Source organism: Serratia sp. (in: enterobacteria), assembly GCF_051654945.1.
Classification (GTDB): Bacteria; Pseudomonadota; Gammaproteobacteria; order Enterobacterales; family Enterobacteriaceae; genus Chania.
Genome location: NZ_JBOFZA010000043.1, coordinates 130,708 through 145,088, shown reverse-complemented (window position 1 = coordinate 145,088; position 14,381 = coordinate 130,708). Strand labels below are relative to the sequence as shown.

Annotated in this window: 15 protein-coding genes; 4 read left to right on the top strand and 11 right to left on the bottom strand. The window is 54.9% G+C overall.

All coding sequences use genetic code 11. From position 1 onward, the window contains the following. Nucleotides 1-60: 60 nt before the first annotated feature. The 4 genes from ACRDCA_RS06745 to ACRDCA_RS06730 are packed head-to-tail and all read right to left on the bottom strand — an operon-like array spanning nt 61 to nt 4,140. A complete protein-coding gene (locus ACRDCA_RS06745; protein ID WP_438688829.1) occupies nt 61-687 on the bottom strand; it encodes an ATP-binding cassette domain-containing protein in 627 nt (208 codons plus the stop codon). Continuing rightward, nucleotides 687-2,225 (bottom strand): ABC transporter permease, encoded by a 1,539-nt coding sequence (locus ACRDCA_RS06740; RefSeq protein WP_438688828.1) that lies wholly within the window; start codon nt 2,223-2,225, stop codon nt 687-689. Before ACRDCA_RS06740 ends, ACRDCA_RS06745 begins: the two co-directional genes overlap by 1 nt. Nucleotides 2,226-2,266: 41 nt before the next feature. Beyond that, a complete protein-coding gene (locus ACRDCA_RS06735; protein ID WP_438688827.1) occupies nt 2,267-3,442 on the bottom strand; it encodes an ABC transporter substrate-binding protein in 1,176 nt (391 codons plus the stop codon). A gap of 41 nt (nt 3,443-3,483) precedes the next feature. Continuing rightward, nucleotides 3,484-4,140 (bottom strand): TVP38/TMEM64 family protein, encoded by a 657-nt coding sequence (locus tag ACRDCA_RS06730; protein WP_438688826.1) that lies wholly within the window; start codon nt 4,138-4,140, stop codon nt 3,484-3,486. A 188-nt stretch (nt 4,141-4,328) separates the two neighbouring features. Between ACRDCA_RS06730 and ACRDCA_RS06725 the strand changes: the two genes are divergently transcribed. From ACRDCA_RS06725 to ACRDCA_RS06710, 4 genes are all read left to right on the top strand, one after another. Beyond that, entirely contained in the window at nt 4,329-4,565 is a 237-nt protein-coding gene (locus ACRDCA_RS06725) for a hypothetical protein (RefSeq protein WP_438688825.1), read from the top strand. A 126-nt stretch (nt 4,566-4,691) separates the two neighbouring features. After that, nucleotides 4,692-5,195, top strand: coding sequence for a MarR family winged helix-turn-helix transcriptional regulator (locus ACRDCA_RS06720; RefSeq protein ID WP_438688824.1), 504 nt, complete (start codon nt 4,692-4,694; stop codon nt 5,193-5,195). A gap of 135 nt (nt 5,196-5,330) precedes the next feature. Then, complete coding sequence (locus ACRDCA_RS06715) at nt 5,331-6,407, top strand: HlyD family secretion protein (protein ID WP_438689023.1); 1,077 nt, start codon at nt 5,331-5,333, stop codon at nt 6,405-6,407. Then, complete coding sequence (locus ACRDCA_RS06710) at nt 6,391-7,545, top strand: ABC transporter permease (protein ID WP_438689022.1); 1,155 nt, start codon at nt 6,391-6,393, stop codon at nt 7,543-7,545. The genes ACRDCA_RS06715 and ACRDCA_RS06710 overlap by 17 nt, the downstream gene beginning before the upstream one ends. Nucleotides 7,546-7,678: 133 nt before the next feature. Here the strand turns inward: ACRDCA_RS06710 and ACRDCA_RS06705 are convergent, their stop codons facing one another. The 7 genes from ACRDCA_RS06705 to ACRDCA_RS06675 all read right to left on the bottom strand — a co-directional run bounded on the left by ACRDCA_RS06705 (nt 7,679) and on the right by ACRDCA_RS06675 (nt 14,361). After that, entirely contained in the window at nt 7,679-8,452 is a 774-nt protein-coding gene (locus ACRDCA_RS06705) for a MipA/OmpV family protein (protein ID WP_438688823.1), read from the bottom strand. A gap of 169 nt (nt 8,453-8,621) precedes the next feature. Beyond that, a complete protein-coding gene (locus ACRDCA_RS06700) occupies nt 8,622-9,260 on the bottom strand; it encodes a TetR/AcrR family transcriptional regulator (protein ID WP_438688822.1) in 639 nt (212 codons plus the stop codon). Between the two features lie 185 nt (nt 9,261-9,445). Then, nucleotides 9,446-11,455: a transketolase gene (gene tkt / locus ACRDCA_RS06695; RefSeq protein ID WP_438688821.1), complete on the bottom strand. Its 2,010-nt coding sequence runs from the start codon at nt 11,453-11,455 to the stop codon at nt 9,446-9,448. 16 nt (nt 11,456-11,471) lie between these two features. Continuing rightward, nucleotides 11,472-12,422, bottom strand: a complete 951-nt coding sequence (gene tal, locus ACRDCA_RS06690) for a transaldolase (RefSeq protein WP_438688820.1) — start codon at nt 12,420-12,422, stop codon at nt 11,472-11,474. A 27-nt stretch (nt 12,423-12,449) separates the two neighbouring features. Next, nucleotides 12,450-12,908 (bottom strand): RpiB/LacA/LacB family sugar-phosphate isomerase, encoded by a 459-nt coding sequence (locus ACRDCA_RS06685; RefSeq protein ID WP_438688819.1) that lies wholly within the window; start codon nt 12,906-12,908, stop codon nt 12,450-12,452. A 54-nt stretch (nt 12,909-12,962) separates the two neighbouring features. Then, nucleotides 12,963-13,334, bottom strand: a complete 372-nt coding sequence (locus tag ACRDCA_RS06680) for a PTS glucitol/sorbitol transporter subunit IIA (RefSeq protein WP_438688818.1) — start codon at nt 13,332-13,334, stop codon at nt 12,963-12,965. A 10-nt stretch (nt 13,335-13,344) separates the two neighbouring features. Then, on the bottom strand, nt 13,345-14,361 hold the full coding sequence (locus ACRDCA_RS06675; RefSeq protein WP_438688817.1) for a 2-keto-3-deoxygluconate permease: 1,017 nt from the start codon (nt 14,359-14,361) through the stop codon (nt 13,345-13,347). Between the last annotated feature and the right edge of the window lie 20 nt (nt 14,362-14,381).

The window sequence follows — 14,381 nt, the reverse complement described above, 5'->3', positions numbered from 1 at the left end:
GGCTATTGTGGGCGATCGCGGTGGGGTATTCTTTGCGATACCTCATATCGACAACATTTGTTAGCGTAGCTGGATAACTTTCCCACCCTCTGGGATGTCCTGAGGATCGTGCGTAACCAACACAACCGGCAGTCGCTGTTGTTTTACCCTGTCGTAGACAAACTGGCGAAACTGCGCACGCAGCGTCTGGTCAAGACGAGAGAATGGCTCGTCAAGCAGCAGAGCTTCCGGCTTTGCCAGTAAAGCGCGTACCACACTGACGCGCGCTCGTTCCCCACCGGAAAGCGTGGCCGGATCGCGGCTGGCATAATCGTTCAGACCGATACTCTCCAGCGCCTGCTCAACAAGCCGCTGTCGGTGCCGATGGCCGGTCTCTGCCGTGGGGATTGCCATCGCCAGGTTTTGCCCAACGCTCAGATGGGGAAACAACAGCGCATCCTGAAACAGAATGCCAATCTGCCGCCGTTCAATAGGCAGCGTATCCCGGCGCAGGTCGTTCAGCAGCAACTGGCCGGTGGCACTAAACGCAACGGGTAGCGCGCCAATCATCCAGTTGAGAAACGTGGATTTCCCTGCGCCGGACGGCCCCATCAACGTGATGATTTCGCCCGCAGCGACGTCGAAACCGATGTCTTGCAATAAAGGGCGTGAGCCGTGAAATAACGAACAATGACGGACGGTGAGCATTAGCGTAATCCTTGGCGGTAATGGCCAATCAGGCGGCTTATCTGCAGGGTGAAGATAAACATCCCTGCGGGCAACACTATCTGCAACAGAGCCTGGATCGCCAACTGCTGCGGATCGCCGCCGCTGCTGAGTGCCACGGCTTCGGTGGTGACGGTGGCAAAACGGCCTGCTCCGGCGTACAGCGTTGGCAAATACTGCTCCACGCTGACGGAAAAACCCATCGCCAGTGCGCCGAGCAGTGGGCGCAGCAGCAACGGTATCTTGATGCACCATAAAATTTTCCAGCCTGACCAGCCGAACGTGCGTGCTACCAACGCATGACGAGGATCCAGACGCAGCCACGCCGGTTTTAATACCAGCAGTGTATACGGGACAACCCACAGCAGGTGGCTCCAGGTTACCGCCTGCCAAGTACCTTCCTGCTCAATCCGCAGCAGGATCTGATACTGCCCGGCGGCGAGCGGCAACGCAGGCAAGATCAGTGGCAACAGAACCCAGAGATCAAACCGACGTGGGCAGCCCTCTAGCCACAGCAGAACGATGGCGGTGCCCAACAGGCTGCTCACCAGTGCCAGCCACAACGTGGTCAGCAGCGTATCGTAATCTGCAAGCTGCCAGCCGGAAAGTGATAACGAATTCGGGAACAGAGCGGGATAAAACCAGCCATCGGCCAATGACCAGAGCGAGAGGATTGCCACCGCGGCAAACCCGATGATTGCCAGGCTGGTCGTCATGCCTGCGGAAAAAATGCGGATATCCAGCGCCGAGCGATAGCCTGAAAATTGCCCCAGTCGTGCGCCAACCCAGTGCCACACTATACGCCCGACCAGGATTAACCCGGCCAGGAGCGTCAGCAACAGCAAGGAGGCTGCCATTCCCTTGGCCTGCTGTAATGGATCGCTGTCGTTCATCCATTGCCAGGCCAGTACGGCGAGGGTCGGAGGGTTGCTCGGGCCGAGAATGACGGCCACGTCGACCACCGACAGGCTGTATGCAGTAGTGGCAACCAGCGCCCAACCCAGACGGGGCAGTAGTTGTGGGACCAGCGTCAGCAAGCGGCTGTGCAACGGCCCATAACCCAGGGAACGAGCGATGGTCAGCTGTTGTTCCAGTTGCTGCTGATTAAGCTGAAGGCTGGCAAACCACAGCAGAAACCACGTTTCCTTGAACGCCAGCATGATGCCGAGCGCAACGCCCTCTTTATCCACCGGGAGCTCGAAGGGCAGTAACCGCATTAGCCAACCGTGGTCGCTAAACAGTAATAAAAAACCGCTGGCAAATGCCACGTGAGGAAAAGCCAGCAGCACTGGCAACCGGCGAACGTAGCCTTGCCAGCGTGCGCTGGGCCAGAGGCCGCAAACAATGAACAGGCTAAGACAAAGTGCACCAACTACGCTGATCAAGGTGGAAACCAGCGTAGCAAGCAGCGCAAACGACCATTGTGGATCGAGCCAGATATGCAGCCAAACTTCACTCGCAACCAGCGGGGCCGCCATCAAGGCAAATCCGGGCAGCAGCGGTAAAAAGATCAGGCTCATAAGCAGCCACGCCAGCCCCGATACGAGTGAAAGTCTGTGACTCATCGAGAACCGTAGCGCTGCAACCAGGCTGTTTCGATCGCGCTTACCCAGGCCGCGTGCGGCTCGGCCAGAAATGGCACGCTCTCCTGGCTACGAGGGACCAGCGCTTTCAACTGTGCACCAAGCGGCGCGGGTAACAGATGGGCATCCAGTATGCTGGGATCGCCCCAGACGGCAGGATCGGCCTTGCGGATCTGTGCCTGCGGCGACATCAGGAAATTTGCCACCACCTGTGCTGCCGCGTTTGCCTTGGCGTTGGCAGGAATGGCCACGAAATGCACGTTGCTCAACATGCCCTGCTCGAAGCCAAACGATCGGGCCGTTGCCGCAAGCTGGTGGCGGGCAATCAGATTATCGACGTGTGCAGGATTGAACGTCAGCGACAGCAACAGTTCGCTATCGGCTAACATGCGGTCCATCCGGGCTGGAGTCGGTGGGAAAGCCTTCCCTTGCCGCCACAGATAAGGATGCAAACGGTCGAGGTAGTGCCAGAGCGGCGCAGTTACCCGCTCAAAAGTCGCCGCATCGGGAGCCGAACGCAGAGCCTGCGGTGTTTCGGTCAGCCCCATGAGTAACTGTTCTAAAAAGGCGGTGCCGGTGAAATCCGGTGGGCGGGGGTAGCTGACTTTCCCCGGATGTGCTTTGGCAAAATCCAGCAATGCCTGCTCGCTTCGAGGGAAAACGCTGGTGCGCTCTGTATCGCCAATGAACATCAGCTGCGCGCTGCCCCAAGGGGCTTCAGCCCCCTCGACAGGCTCGGAGAAATCTTCTCGCACGGGTTGGTGCAAATCGACATACTGCCAGTTGGGCAAGCGTTCAGCCCATCCTGCTGCAAGCAGATTGGCACGCTTCAAGGTATGGAAGTTTTCACCGTTCACCCATAACAGGTCAACCGAGCCGTTGGTGGTGCGTCCGACGGCTGCCTCATTCTGGATGCGTTTCACCGCGTCGGCGGCGTCTGCCAGACGCACGACTTTCAGCGTTATGCCGTAATGCCGTTTCATCTCGCCACTCACCCAGTCGAGATAGTTATTCACCGCCGGATCGCCGCCCCAGGCATTGAAGTAGACCGTCTGGCCTGTTGCCTGTTGGCGTAGCTCATGCCAGCCAGGTGGTTGTGCCGTAGAGGAAAAACAGGTTAACCCCAGGCAGAGCAGAAGGGAAAAAAGGCGCAATGTGAAATCCTCAATCAATACCGACAACGGCAATAACCGATTCAGCGTTTACCGGCCAACCAGCGCGATGCCAGCGGCAGTAAGCCAATCAGCGCGAACATCAGCATCATACCGGGGGAGAGCACGTCGGCAAGCGTCTGCAACCGGCTTAACTCACGCCCGGCGTTGAGATAGACCACGATGGCGGGCAGCATCCCGATCAGGCTAACCATAAAATAGCGGCCGATGGAAATCGTCGTCAGGCCCATCAGTAAATTAATCACAAAAAATGGCACTACGGGGGTGAGACGCAACGCAAATAAATAACGGGCGCCGTCTCGCTCCATGCCTCTATTCACCGTCGCCATCATACGGCCAAATCGTCTTTGTACCCAGTCATGCAGCAGATAGCGGCTCATCAGCATGGCAAGCGTCGCGCCACTGGTTGCCGCCAGGGCAACCAGCACGGTGCCCTCAATTAACCCAAACAGTGCGCCACCGAGTACGGTCAGTAGCGTTGCGCCGGGAATGGAAAGCGCGGCGACGAGGAGATAGCAGATGAAAAACAACGCGGCGGCAAGCTGAGGATGCTGGTTGTGCCACCCCATCAGCTGTGACTGGTAATGCTGTAACGTTGTCAGGCTGATCGTTCCCGGTGAGAGATTGACCAGCAGCAGGATAAAGATAGCGATCAGCGCCGCAAAAAGTAACTTACGCATCCGCCTGGTACCGCGTCAGAATGATCAGGTTCAAAATAGCTCCCTTGGCTGGTTTATTCCGCTTGGGCAGGTGGTGGAGTGGCTAGTTCTTCCCCATCGGGGTGTCACATGAAACTAGATAGCGACAACCGATCTCTGTGCAGACTGATGCTAACAGATTGCAAAATATTAACAGAAGGATTGGATAAGTGAAAAACACACTCATAGCCGCAGCCTGTTTGGCATTTTCATTGGCAGCATTAGCTAGCGGTTGGACTGCGTCAGAGATAATTGACGAGATGCGTGGTACGGCAAGTAAGAATGCCGAACTTGCTTCGCAGAATTATCTCAAGGCTCATAAAAAAATGATACTGGAAGTCGAGTTTTATCGGGCTGGCAATCAACAGTTTAAGTTTGATATTCAGGGGCTTGATAGCGCCAAATAAGTAAAGTCATGAACAGCAGGGAGCGGCTTCGTTGGTACTTTTGCCGCTCTTACGGTCTTTTCTCCGTTGTAATTTTGCAGCTCGATCCCTATAATTTAGCCGGCTAAATAAATTGATAGGGGCGCTATGGACTTCCCAGTAAGAAAACTGCCGACCCGCGAAACCCTGATTCGCGTACAGCAACAGCAGGATCTCGAAACGGATGCTTCAGGGGTCGACCTGGTATTAAGCCTGATAGCGACCGCCGATTTGATTCGCTCAACCATCTATGCCCGCCTGGCCTTGCACCACGACCTATCGGAAGGAAAATTCATTCTGCTGATGTCGCTCTATGGTGAAGGAGAGGCCGCTGCCACCGAACTGGCCTTGCGGATCGGCGTCACACCCGCCACGGTCTCGGTGATGGTCAAACGCATGCTGTCTGCTGCCGATCCCTTGATTACCATGAGCAGAACCCAGGCTGATGGCCGAACGCGTATGATCGCGCTAAGCCCTACAGGACGGGAGTTAATCAAGGAAGCGCTGCCCGGCCACCTCAAAGCGATCGGGTCTTTTGCTGAAGTGCTCAGTGGCCAGGAACGCGAATCCCTGATTTCAATGCTGCGTAAACTGCTGCGCACCAGCGCGTAATAAAACCCCAGGATCTGGCGCATTGAAACGTTTTTTAACCATATACTTAGTCGGCTAAATACAATGATAGAACAACAACCCGCTACCTCAAAACCCCTGCTGAAAACGGCTATCACCTTTCTGGTGCTACTGCTGATGGGTTCAAGCCTGATCTATTTTGGTTCAAGAAATGATGCGGTCTCCGTTGCCCAAAGCGTGAAGTCGGGCGTGCTGACCGCAGATAAAATCAATATTTCCTTTGAAAGCGTGGGCGGCAAGCTGAGCCAGCGCCACGTCCAGGAATCTCAGTGGGTAACACAGGGTGAGATCCTGATGGTGCTGGACGAGGTCGATACCAATCTGGCCATCGAGCGCCTTGAGGCGGTTATTCGCTCCCAGCAGGCGCTGATCCGTCAGGAAGAATCGGCTATCCGTATCGCGACCAATGAAACCGCATTAACAGAGACCTCTTCCTGGCGAAAGATCGAAGAAATCCAGGCGGCACTGGGGGCGGCGCGTGCCAGTGAAAACCTTGCCAGCATCGATTTTAACCGGGCCGTTAATTTGAAAAAGGCGGGGCATGTTTCACAGTCAATGCTGGACAACGCCAGAACCAGCCTGACCCAGGCCCGTTCGGCGGTGGTGCAGGCCGAGCGGCAGCTGGCTTCGGCGATGATTGGCACCACGCCGGAACAGATGAAAAATCTGTCGCAGAAGGGCAGTGCGCAGGGCATGCAGCTACAAGCGATAGCCAACTCGCGTGAGTCGATCAAAAATCGGGAAAACATCCTCGATCAGCTCCGGGCGCAGTTAGCCCAGTCCCAGGCCGAACTCAAACAGCTCAACGTTAATCACCAGCGCCTGACGTTGACTGCGCCCGAATCAGGCAAAATATTGAAACTGCTGTATGAACCGGGCGAGATTGTGCCGGTGGGGGCTCCAGCCGTGTTGCTGGAGACCGACCGCAAATACGTGGATATTTACGTCAGTGAAAACATGGTTAGCGCCTATCAGCCCGGTACGACGGTGACCGCCCAGGTCCCGGCTCTGGCAGCCAAGGTTAACGGCGTGGTGCGTTTTGCCAATGCCGCCCCTTCGTTCTCCGATTTACGCATGACCAGAGAACGGGGCCAGGCGGATTTAACCTCCTATCAGGTTCGCATCTATACGGAACAACAGCCCCGGTTGCTGACCGGCATGACGCTCGAGGTGGATGATGAAGAACATCATTAAGTCGATGCTCGATGAGATTGCTGCCATGAGGTCAGGGCACGTGATGCCTTACCACAAAGTCTCCATTGTCGTGGCTGGCATTATCGCGCTGTTATTCTCGCTGGTGTTTTCCCACTCGACCGTGTTTGAAGGCAAGATTGCCGTGATCGATCTGGATGCCTCGCACTATTCGACCGAGCTTATCCAGAAGATTAATACCTCACCCTATATTGAGGTTACTCAGGTTTTCCGTGCGCCGGTTAATCCCGAGACGCTGACCGCTCACGATCGCAATCTGGGCGTGCTCTATATTCCCAAGGGGTTGGAAAAGAGCCTGAAAACCGGCGATAGCACCGTGCGTCTGGGCTACTTTGCCGATCACAGCAACTCATCACAAAACGCCGAGGTGCTGCAAAATCTGAGTGAATATATTCCAGAAATCGGGGCCGAGATTGGCGCAGCCCGTATTGCTGCGCTGAGGCTGGGGGAAACAGGGACCGAAGCCGCATTAAGCCCGATGCAGCTTAAAAACCGTCACCTGTTTAACCCAACCAGCACCGCGACCAACTCGACCAGCATCGCCTTTATCTACTTTTTCTCTTCACTGTTTTACGGGCTGGCGACGTTGATGATCGTCGGCAGGCTGAGAATGACGGGAGCCTGGGAAAACGACGTATTTACCCGGGGGCCGTTAGCCCTGCTGTGCCGGATTGTGCCTTATGCCTTCTTTTACACCACAGGCATTACCGTGATCAGCGCTCTGTTGGTGACCTTTGGGCAACTGAGATTTGCGGGTAACTATTTTTACTATCTGCCAACCATTTTCATGACCGGCCTGGCTTTCGGCTGGTTGGCGTTTATCCTGGCGTGGTCAACCCAACATCCGGGGGAGGGGGCCAGTTTGATGACCTTCCTGGTGCCGCCGGGGTTTATTATGAGTGGTGCAACCATGGCGGTGGGATACCTGCCGCTATGGGCCTACTACGTCAGCTACGCTTTCCCGTTCGTTTGGCAATACCGGTTTTATCGCGACTTTGCCGTGCGCGGTGTAAGCATTGGCGAAATGCTGCCGACTTATGGAGCCTATTTACTGTTTCTGACGGCGATTGCGCTGGGGGTGGTATTACTCTATCACCGAACCCAAAAACGGCTCGGCTGAGCAGCAAACTGCACCTTACAGTGGTTTATTAACCGCGTAAGGTGCAGTGTGTTATGGCAAGTCAAGCCCGCTCCGGAAAATAAAATCGAGAGCTAATGACTGACAGAGTTGAATTAATGGAGTGGTTTATTTATCAGAAACTATATAAAACCCCGCTCACCACATTGACGCTATAATCACGGTCGGTCATCGGGCTATCTTGCGCCGTATCGCTTATCTGCTCATTATAACCCATCAGGAATAGCTGCCAGTTATTATTAACCGCATAATAACTGGCGATAGAAAGATAAGGTGAAAAATCGCTTTTCGCCCGATATTGCTGCATTCCACTGCGCTGGGCTTCCTGTTCGGTGATACCAAAATAATAATTATTAAAGGAGCGATTTTGCCAACGCATACCGATACCCGGGACCAACCGCAGTTTGCCTAACTCGAACGTATACTGATAGCCAACGTCGGCTACCACTCCGTCGCTGTAGCCCAGCACGTCTGTCGCTACCTTGCCGCCCAGGCTCCCCCAACGGGCATGATACTGATAGCCGACACCGGCCATGGCGGTTGCTCGCCGTTTATCCAACCGCTTCATCGCGGGGTCATCGCTATCCGCAGGCTTAAAGCTTAACGGGGAGTAATTCACTGCCAAATGCAGATTGTGGCTCTCCGAATTCAGTATATTAACTCCGACACCTTGGCCGTTAATAAAAAGCTGCTCACCTTGGTAAGTGACAATCGGTAGCGGTATATATTGTGTCTTATAGTCGCGATAGGGGAGTTGCTCTGCCAGTACGCCAGCACCTATCGACCACTCGCTGGCATAGGCATTGCCGGTCAATAATAGCATCGCCAGAGATAATGTTTTAACCGTTGGTAATGACGTGCGAAGAGATAAACAGGAATGTTCCATCATGATAAGTAATCCTATAGTCAGGTCAACAGATTGCCATCAGCCTTTAATGGCCGATAACTAAAATTAACGTTTATGAAGACTGCAATATAACCCTATGGTGCTTAATAAGCCTTGGGTTAGCGGTTGGCTCGATATAAGCCAAGCCGCCATTACCGGGGCAAAGAAAACGTTATTCTTCCCCTTGGATGCTGGCCCCTAATACGGCGGCAAAAGAGCCGGCAACGGCACCGAAGGAGCGCTCAATCAGTAATAGCATGGCCTGCATGCGGGCGGCATGTTCTTCAGGCGTCCAGTTAAACATGTGGTGACCAAACAGAAACAGCGAACCGGCGAGGATGAATTGCACCGTGGACAGCGGATCTTCAACCTGGAACACGCCTTCCCGGTTTCCTTGCTCGACCACTGCCGCCAGGATCGGCCCAAAGGACAGTACCGTTTCAATATTGCTGCGCTCATGCAATGCGCGGTTTTCTGGCCGGTGCAGGTCTTCAACCAGCGCCTGTCCTTCGTCGACGGTTTGATTTTGTGCCGTGATAATGGCGCAGAATTTTTCAATTGCCCCCAGCTGTGGATCGTCGGCAATGCGTTGTGAGCGGGCAACCATGTCGGCGCACAGTTGCTGGGCCAGTGCTGCCAGCACCTCTTCCTTGGATTTGAAGTAATAATAAAACGTGCCTTTGGCGACGCCAGCCTGACGGACGATGGTCTCCACCGAGGTTGAGTCATAGCCCAACTCCTGAAACAGCTCGCCTGCCGCCTGCAAAATTTCTGCCCGGCGCACCTCTGGGGTTTTTACTGTACGTACCATTTTTAATCCCTCTGTTGCGTATGGAATAGCGTCACCTTATTAACTGACTGACGGTCAGTCAATAACTGAATGATCTTTTTTATCGCAGAGAAAAGGGGCATCTGACAGCGGGCTTCTGGTCTATGACAGCAGAAAAGCCCTGACAATATCGATTGCCAAGGCTTGTGTGGGCCAGTCTGAAGTGCTTAGTGGAGTAACGTTCTCGCCTGAGCAACCACGTTATCGACGGTGAAGCCAAACTGTTTAAACAAGAGTTCTGCCGGCGCAGACTCTCCAAAAGTGGTCATGCCGACAACGGCACCGTTCAGGCCCACGTATTTGTACCAGTAGTCGGCGATACCTGCTTCCACGGCCACACGGGCGCTGACCGCTTTCGGCAGCACGGATTCACGGTAAGCGCTATCCTGCCGATCGAAGGCATCAGTGGAGGGCATCGATACCACCCGCACGCGACGGCCTTCGCCGGTCAACTGCTCGTAGGCGCCTACCGCCAGCTCAACTTCGGAACCTGTAGCAATCAAAATCAGTTCCGGCTGGCCCGCACAGTCCTTCAGCACGTAAGCACCACGATAGACGTTGGCGAGTTGCTGCGGCGTACGCGGCTGCTGTGCCAGGTTCTGGCGGGAGAAAATCAGCGCCGTCGGGCCGTCGTTGCGCTCAATGGCGTATTGCCAGGCCACCGCGGATTCCACCTGATCGCATGGACGCCAGGTGCTCATATTCGGCGTTACGCGCAGGCTGGCCATCTGTTCGACCGGCTGGTGTGTCGGGCCATCTTCGCCCAGGCCAATGGAGTCGTGAGTGTAGACCAACACGTTGCGGATTTTCATCAACGCCGCCATGCGTACCGCATTGCGGGCGTATTCCATAAACATCAGGAAGGTCGCGGAGTAGGGTAAAAAGCCGCCGTGGAGGGCGATGCCGTTAGTGATGGCGGTCATGGCAAACTCGCGTACGCCGTAGTGGATGTAATTACCTGCCACATCGTCGCCTAGCGATTTGGAACCAGACCACTGGGTCAGGTTGCTTGGCGCTAAATCAGCAGAGCCGCCAATGAACTCTGGCAAGAGCTGGCCAAAGGTTTCCAACGCGTTTTGCGAGGCTTTGCGGCTGGCAATATTGGCCGGGTTGGCTTGCAGGTGCTCTACAAAGGCTTTGGCTTCGGCTTGCCAGTTGGTCGGTAACTCTCCCTTTACGCGCCGTTGGAACTCGGCAGCCAGTTGCGGGAAGGCGCTGGCATAGGCGGCAAATTTCTCGTTCCAGTGGCTTTCATTGGCCTGACCGGCTGCTTTGGCGTCCCATTTGGCGTAGATATCCTGTGGGATGTCGAAGGCCGGATATTCCCAACCTAGCTGTTGGCGAGTAGCCGCTATTTCGGCATCACCCAAGGGAGCGCCGTGGGCGTCGTGCGTGCCGGCTTTGTTGGGGGAACCGAAACCGATGACGGTTTTGCACATCAGCAGCGAAGGCTTGTCGGTTACTGCCTTGGCTGCCTCGATTGCCGCCCTGATGGCCTCACCATTGTGGCCGTCAATGTCGCGTATCACATGCCAGCCATAAGCCTCAAAACGCCCGGCGGTATCATCGGTAAACCAACCTTCAACGTCGCCATCGATAGAAATACCGTTGTCGTCATACAGCGCGACCAGCTTACCCAGTTTCAGGGTACCGGCCAGCGAACAGGCTTCGTGCGAAATCCCCTCCATCATGCAGCCGTCGCCCATAAACACATAGGTGTGGTGATCGACGATCGGGTGGCCAGGCCGGTTGAACTGGGCGGCCAACGTGCGTTCAGCGAGCGCCATGCCGACGGCGTTGGCTATCCCTTGCCCCAACGGACCGGTCGTGGTCTCCACGCCGGGGGTATAACCCACCTCCGGGTGGCCGGGGGTCTTGGCATGTAGCTGACGGAAGTTTTTCAGTTCTTCCATGGGCAAGTCATAGCCGGTGAGGTGCAGCAGGCTGTAAATCAGCATCGAGCCGTGGCCGTTGGACAGCACAAAGCGATCGCGGTCCGCCCAGGCCGGGTTTTGCGGGTTATGTTTTAAAAAGCCGCGCCATAAGGCTTCGGCCATATCTGCCATGCCCATGGGGGCACCCGGGTGGCCGGATTTTGCCTGCTGTACCGCATCCATGCTTAGGGCACGTATGGCGTTGGCCAATCGGTTGCCGATAACAGCGCTGTGAGTCGTCATGATGTCTTCCTCGAATTCAAAGCATTTCGCGCAGCATGCTTTCAAGCTTTTCCTGATCGGCAGCGAACAAGCGGATCCCCTCGGCCAGTTTTTCCACCGCCATCGGATCGCTGTGATGTTGCCAGAGGAATTCGGCCTGGCTCAGCGGGCTTGGGCGAGAGTGGATCACGGCCTGAACGTCGAGTTTTCTGCTCAGCGGTTCGTTACTGTCTTGCAACTCATTGAGAATATTCGGGGAAATCGTCAGACGATCGCAGCCCGCCAGTTCGGTGACCTGAGATTTTTTGCGGAAGCTCGCCCCCATTACCACCGTTTCATAGCCATGTTGTTTATAGTATTGGTAGATGTTACGTACGGAGGTCACGCCAGGATCTTCGTCCGATTGTTGAAAGACCTCGGGCTGACGAGCCTGATACCAATCATAAATCCTGCCCACAAACGGCGAGATGAGATAAACGCCCGCTTCGGCACAGGCCCGCGCCTGGGCAAATGAGAACAGTAGCGTCAGGTTGCAGTTGATGCCTTCCTGTTCCAGCTCTTCTGCGGCCTTGATCCCTTCCCAGGTTGCCGCCAGCTTGATCAGTAAGCGTGAGCGCTCAATCCCCTGTTCCTGATACAGCGCCACCAGGCGCCGTGCCTTGGCGATACACAGGCCGCGATCCCATGAAAGGCGGGCGTCAACTTCGGTTGAGATACGGCCAGGTACGTGGCGCAACACTTCCGCGCCAATGCTGACGGCAACCAGGTCGCTGGCGTTGACCAGTTGAGTGTCCAGCGAACCTCCCTGGCGTTTTGCCATGCCGACCGCATCACGGATGATCCCTTGGTACTGCGGCAACTGAGCTGCTTTAAGGATCAGGGAAGGGTTGGTGGTAGCATCCTGAGGTGAAAATTGTTTGATGGCGTCAATATCCCCGGTATCCGCAACCACTACGGTGTAGCACTTTAAGCTCTCTAATTGGTTCATAATGCCCTCTCTTCCAGAGTCAGATGGTTAATTGGCCAGATGCTGGTTCTGGTAATAATCAATACGCTCGACCTTGACGCTGGAACCGCCGCCTTCGAACTCTGAATTCAACCAGGCATCAATGATTTTTTTGGCCAACTCTGGGCCAATAACCCGCGCGCCAAGGGTGATGATTTGTGCGTTATTACTTTTACGCGCTCTCTCGGCTGAAAATGTGTCGTGACATTGAGCCGCTCGGATACCAGGGACCTTATTAGCTACAATGCTCATGCCAATACCGGTACCGCAAATCAGAATGCCTCTGGCAAACTTGTCTTCTTTAATTGCCATGGCGACCGCGTCCGCAATATCGGGATAATAGCGGTTGTCCGGTTGTTTATCGCTACTGAAATCCACCCAGGTAATATTCAGTGAGTCGAGATGGTTGGTAATAATGCTGCGAAATTCCCAGGCAGCATCGTCTGCTCCAATAGCAATGGGTTTCATAATAGATATCCTTTACAACAGATTGAAAGTCACCGTTATCGGGTGCCCGTTTAATTAATGCTTTGCAAATACAGTAATATTACCCTGGACCTGTAATTGGCACGGTGGCTCACCGAGCAGATGCACCGTACCCGGGAGTTCAGGCTCGGTGCCGCCATCAAACAGCAGGGTGATATGGCCCAGTTCTGCCAGATTATGGCTGGCAACGCCCCCGACGGCGGTGATCGGGTAAATCGTGTCAAATATTTCGAGATACTGATCGGTCGCCAGTGGCACTATTAATTCCCCCTCACGATGTACCACGCAGTAATCAATAATATCTTTAGGAGCGCGATCGCTAAATAATACCAGGCGTTTCTCTTCCAGAAATAGGGCGGCCTGTTCGCCAATCGCCGAAATCTCTGCCTGCCAAATAATCTTCTTCATCCCGTTCTCGCTATTTGGGTTTATCTGCCGGATCCGTCAGCGGCTGTGTGCTAAGCGACTCTGCGGCGGCGGGAGCCGTAATCAGCCCTTTGGCCTTCAGTCGTTTATCAAACCAGGCGACCAGCAGCGGTGCCGTCAGCATGGTGATGATACTGGCGGTGGCCAACTGTGCCGTGGCGGCGTCAACAAAGGAGTGCAACAGCGGATCAGCCTGGGCAACCATGGCTGGCGTCAAGGCGGAGCTGGCTGCGGTGGTCCCCAATGCGGCACCGAGCGCGGTCTTTTTCTTCAGGAACAGGTTATAGAGGAAATAGAACACGATACCGGTCAGGGCGGAGATGACACCCAGTACAATGCCGGACAGGCCAGCGGTGAACACGGTGTTCATGCTGGAGTTGGCACCGATGGCAAACGACATGATGATAATCACCAGCGGCTGAGCGGAGGCGCACAGTTGCTTGAATTTCTCATCCAGGTTGCCCCACATCATGCCGATAATTAACGGGATCAGCATCGACAGCAGCGCCGAGAACGGGATATTTGCCAGGCCGCTGACGCCCAATACCACCATGGTGACGAAGGGGCCGTCCTTCACACAGAACACCGAGATGGCACCCGAGTCGCTGGCATCACCGTAGTTGCTGCATAATGCAATATACAGTGAGCTGTTGGAACTGGTGATACAGGCCACAAAAGCCAGCGTGGAGATGCCAATAAAACCGGCCGGGCCAAAGAATGACCCCATCAACCACACCGCCAGCGCACCGGCGATGAATTTCAGCGATAGCAGCACTGCGCCCTTGTAGAGCGGCAGCCCGGCCTGGCGGATGTTGATAGACGAGCCGCAGATCAGCAGGAAGATGCCCATCATGGCGCTGGAACCCGATTTAAACAACGCGCTGGTCGGCCCGCCGATTTGCAGTACGCTTGGGAAGAATGTATTGATCAATATTGCTGTTATCAGAGGGATAATAATCAGCCCGCCGGGAACCTTGTTCATTTTGTCAAATATAGCGATATTTTTCATGGCGTTTCTCTTATTGTAGG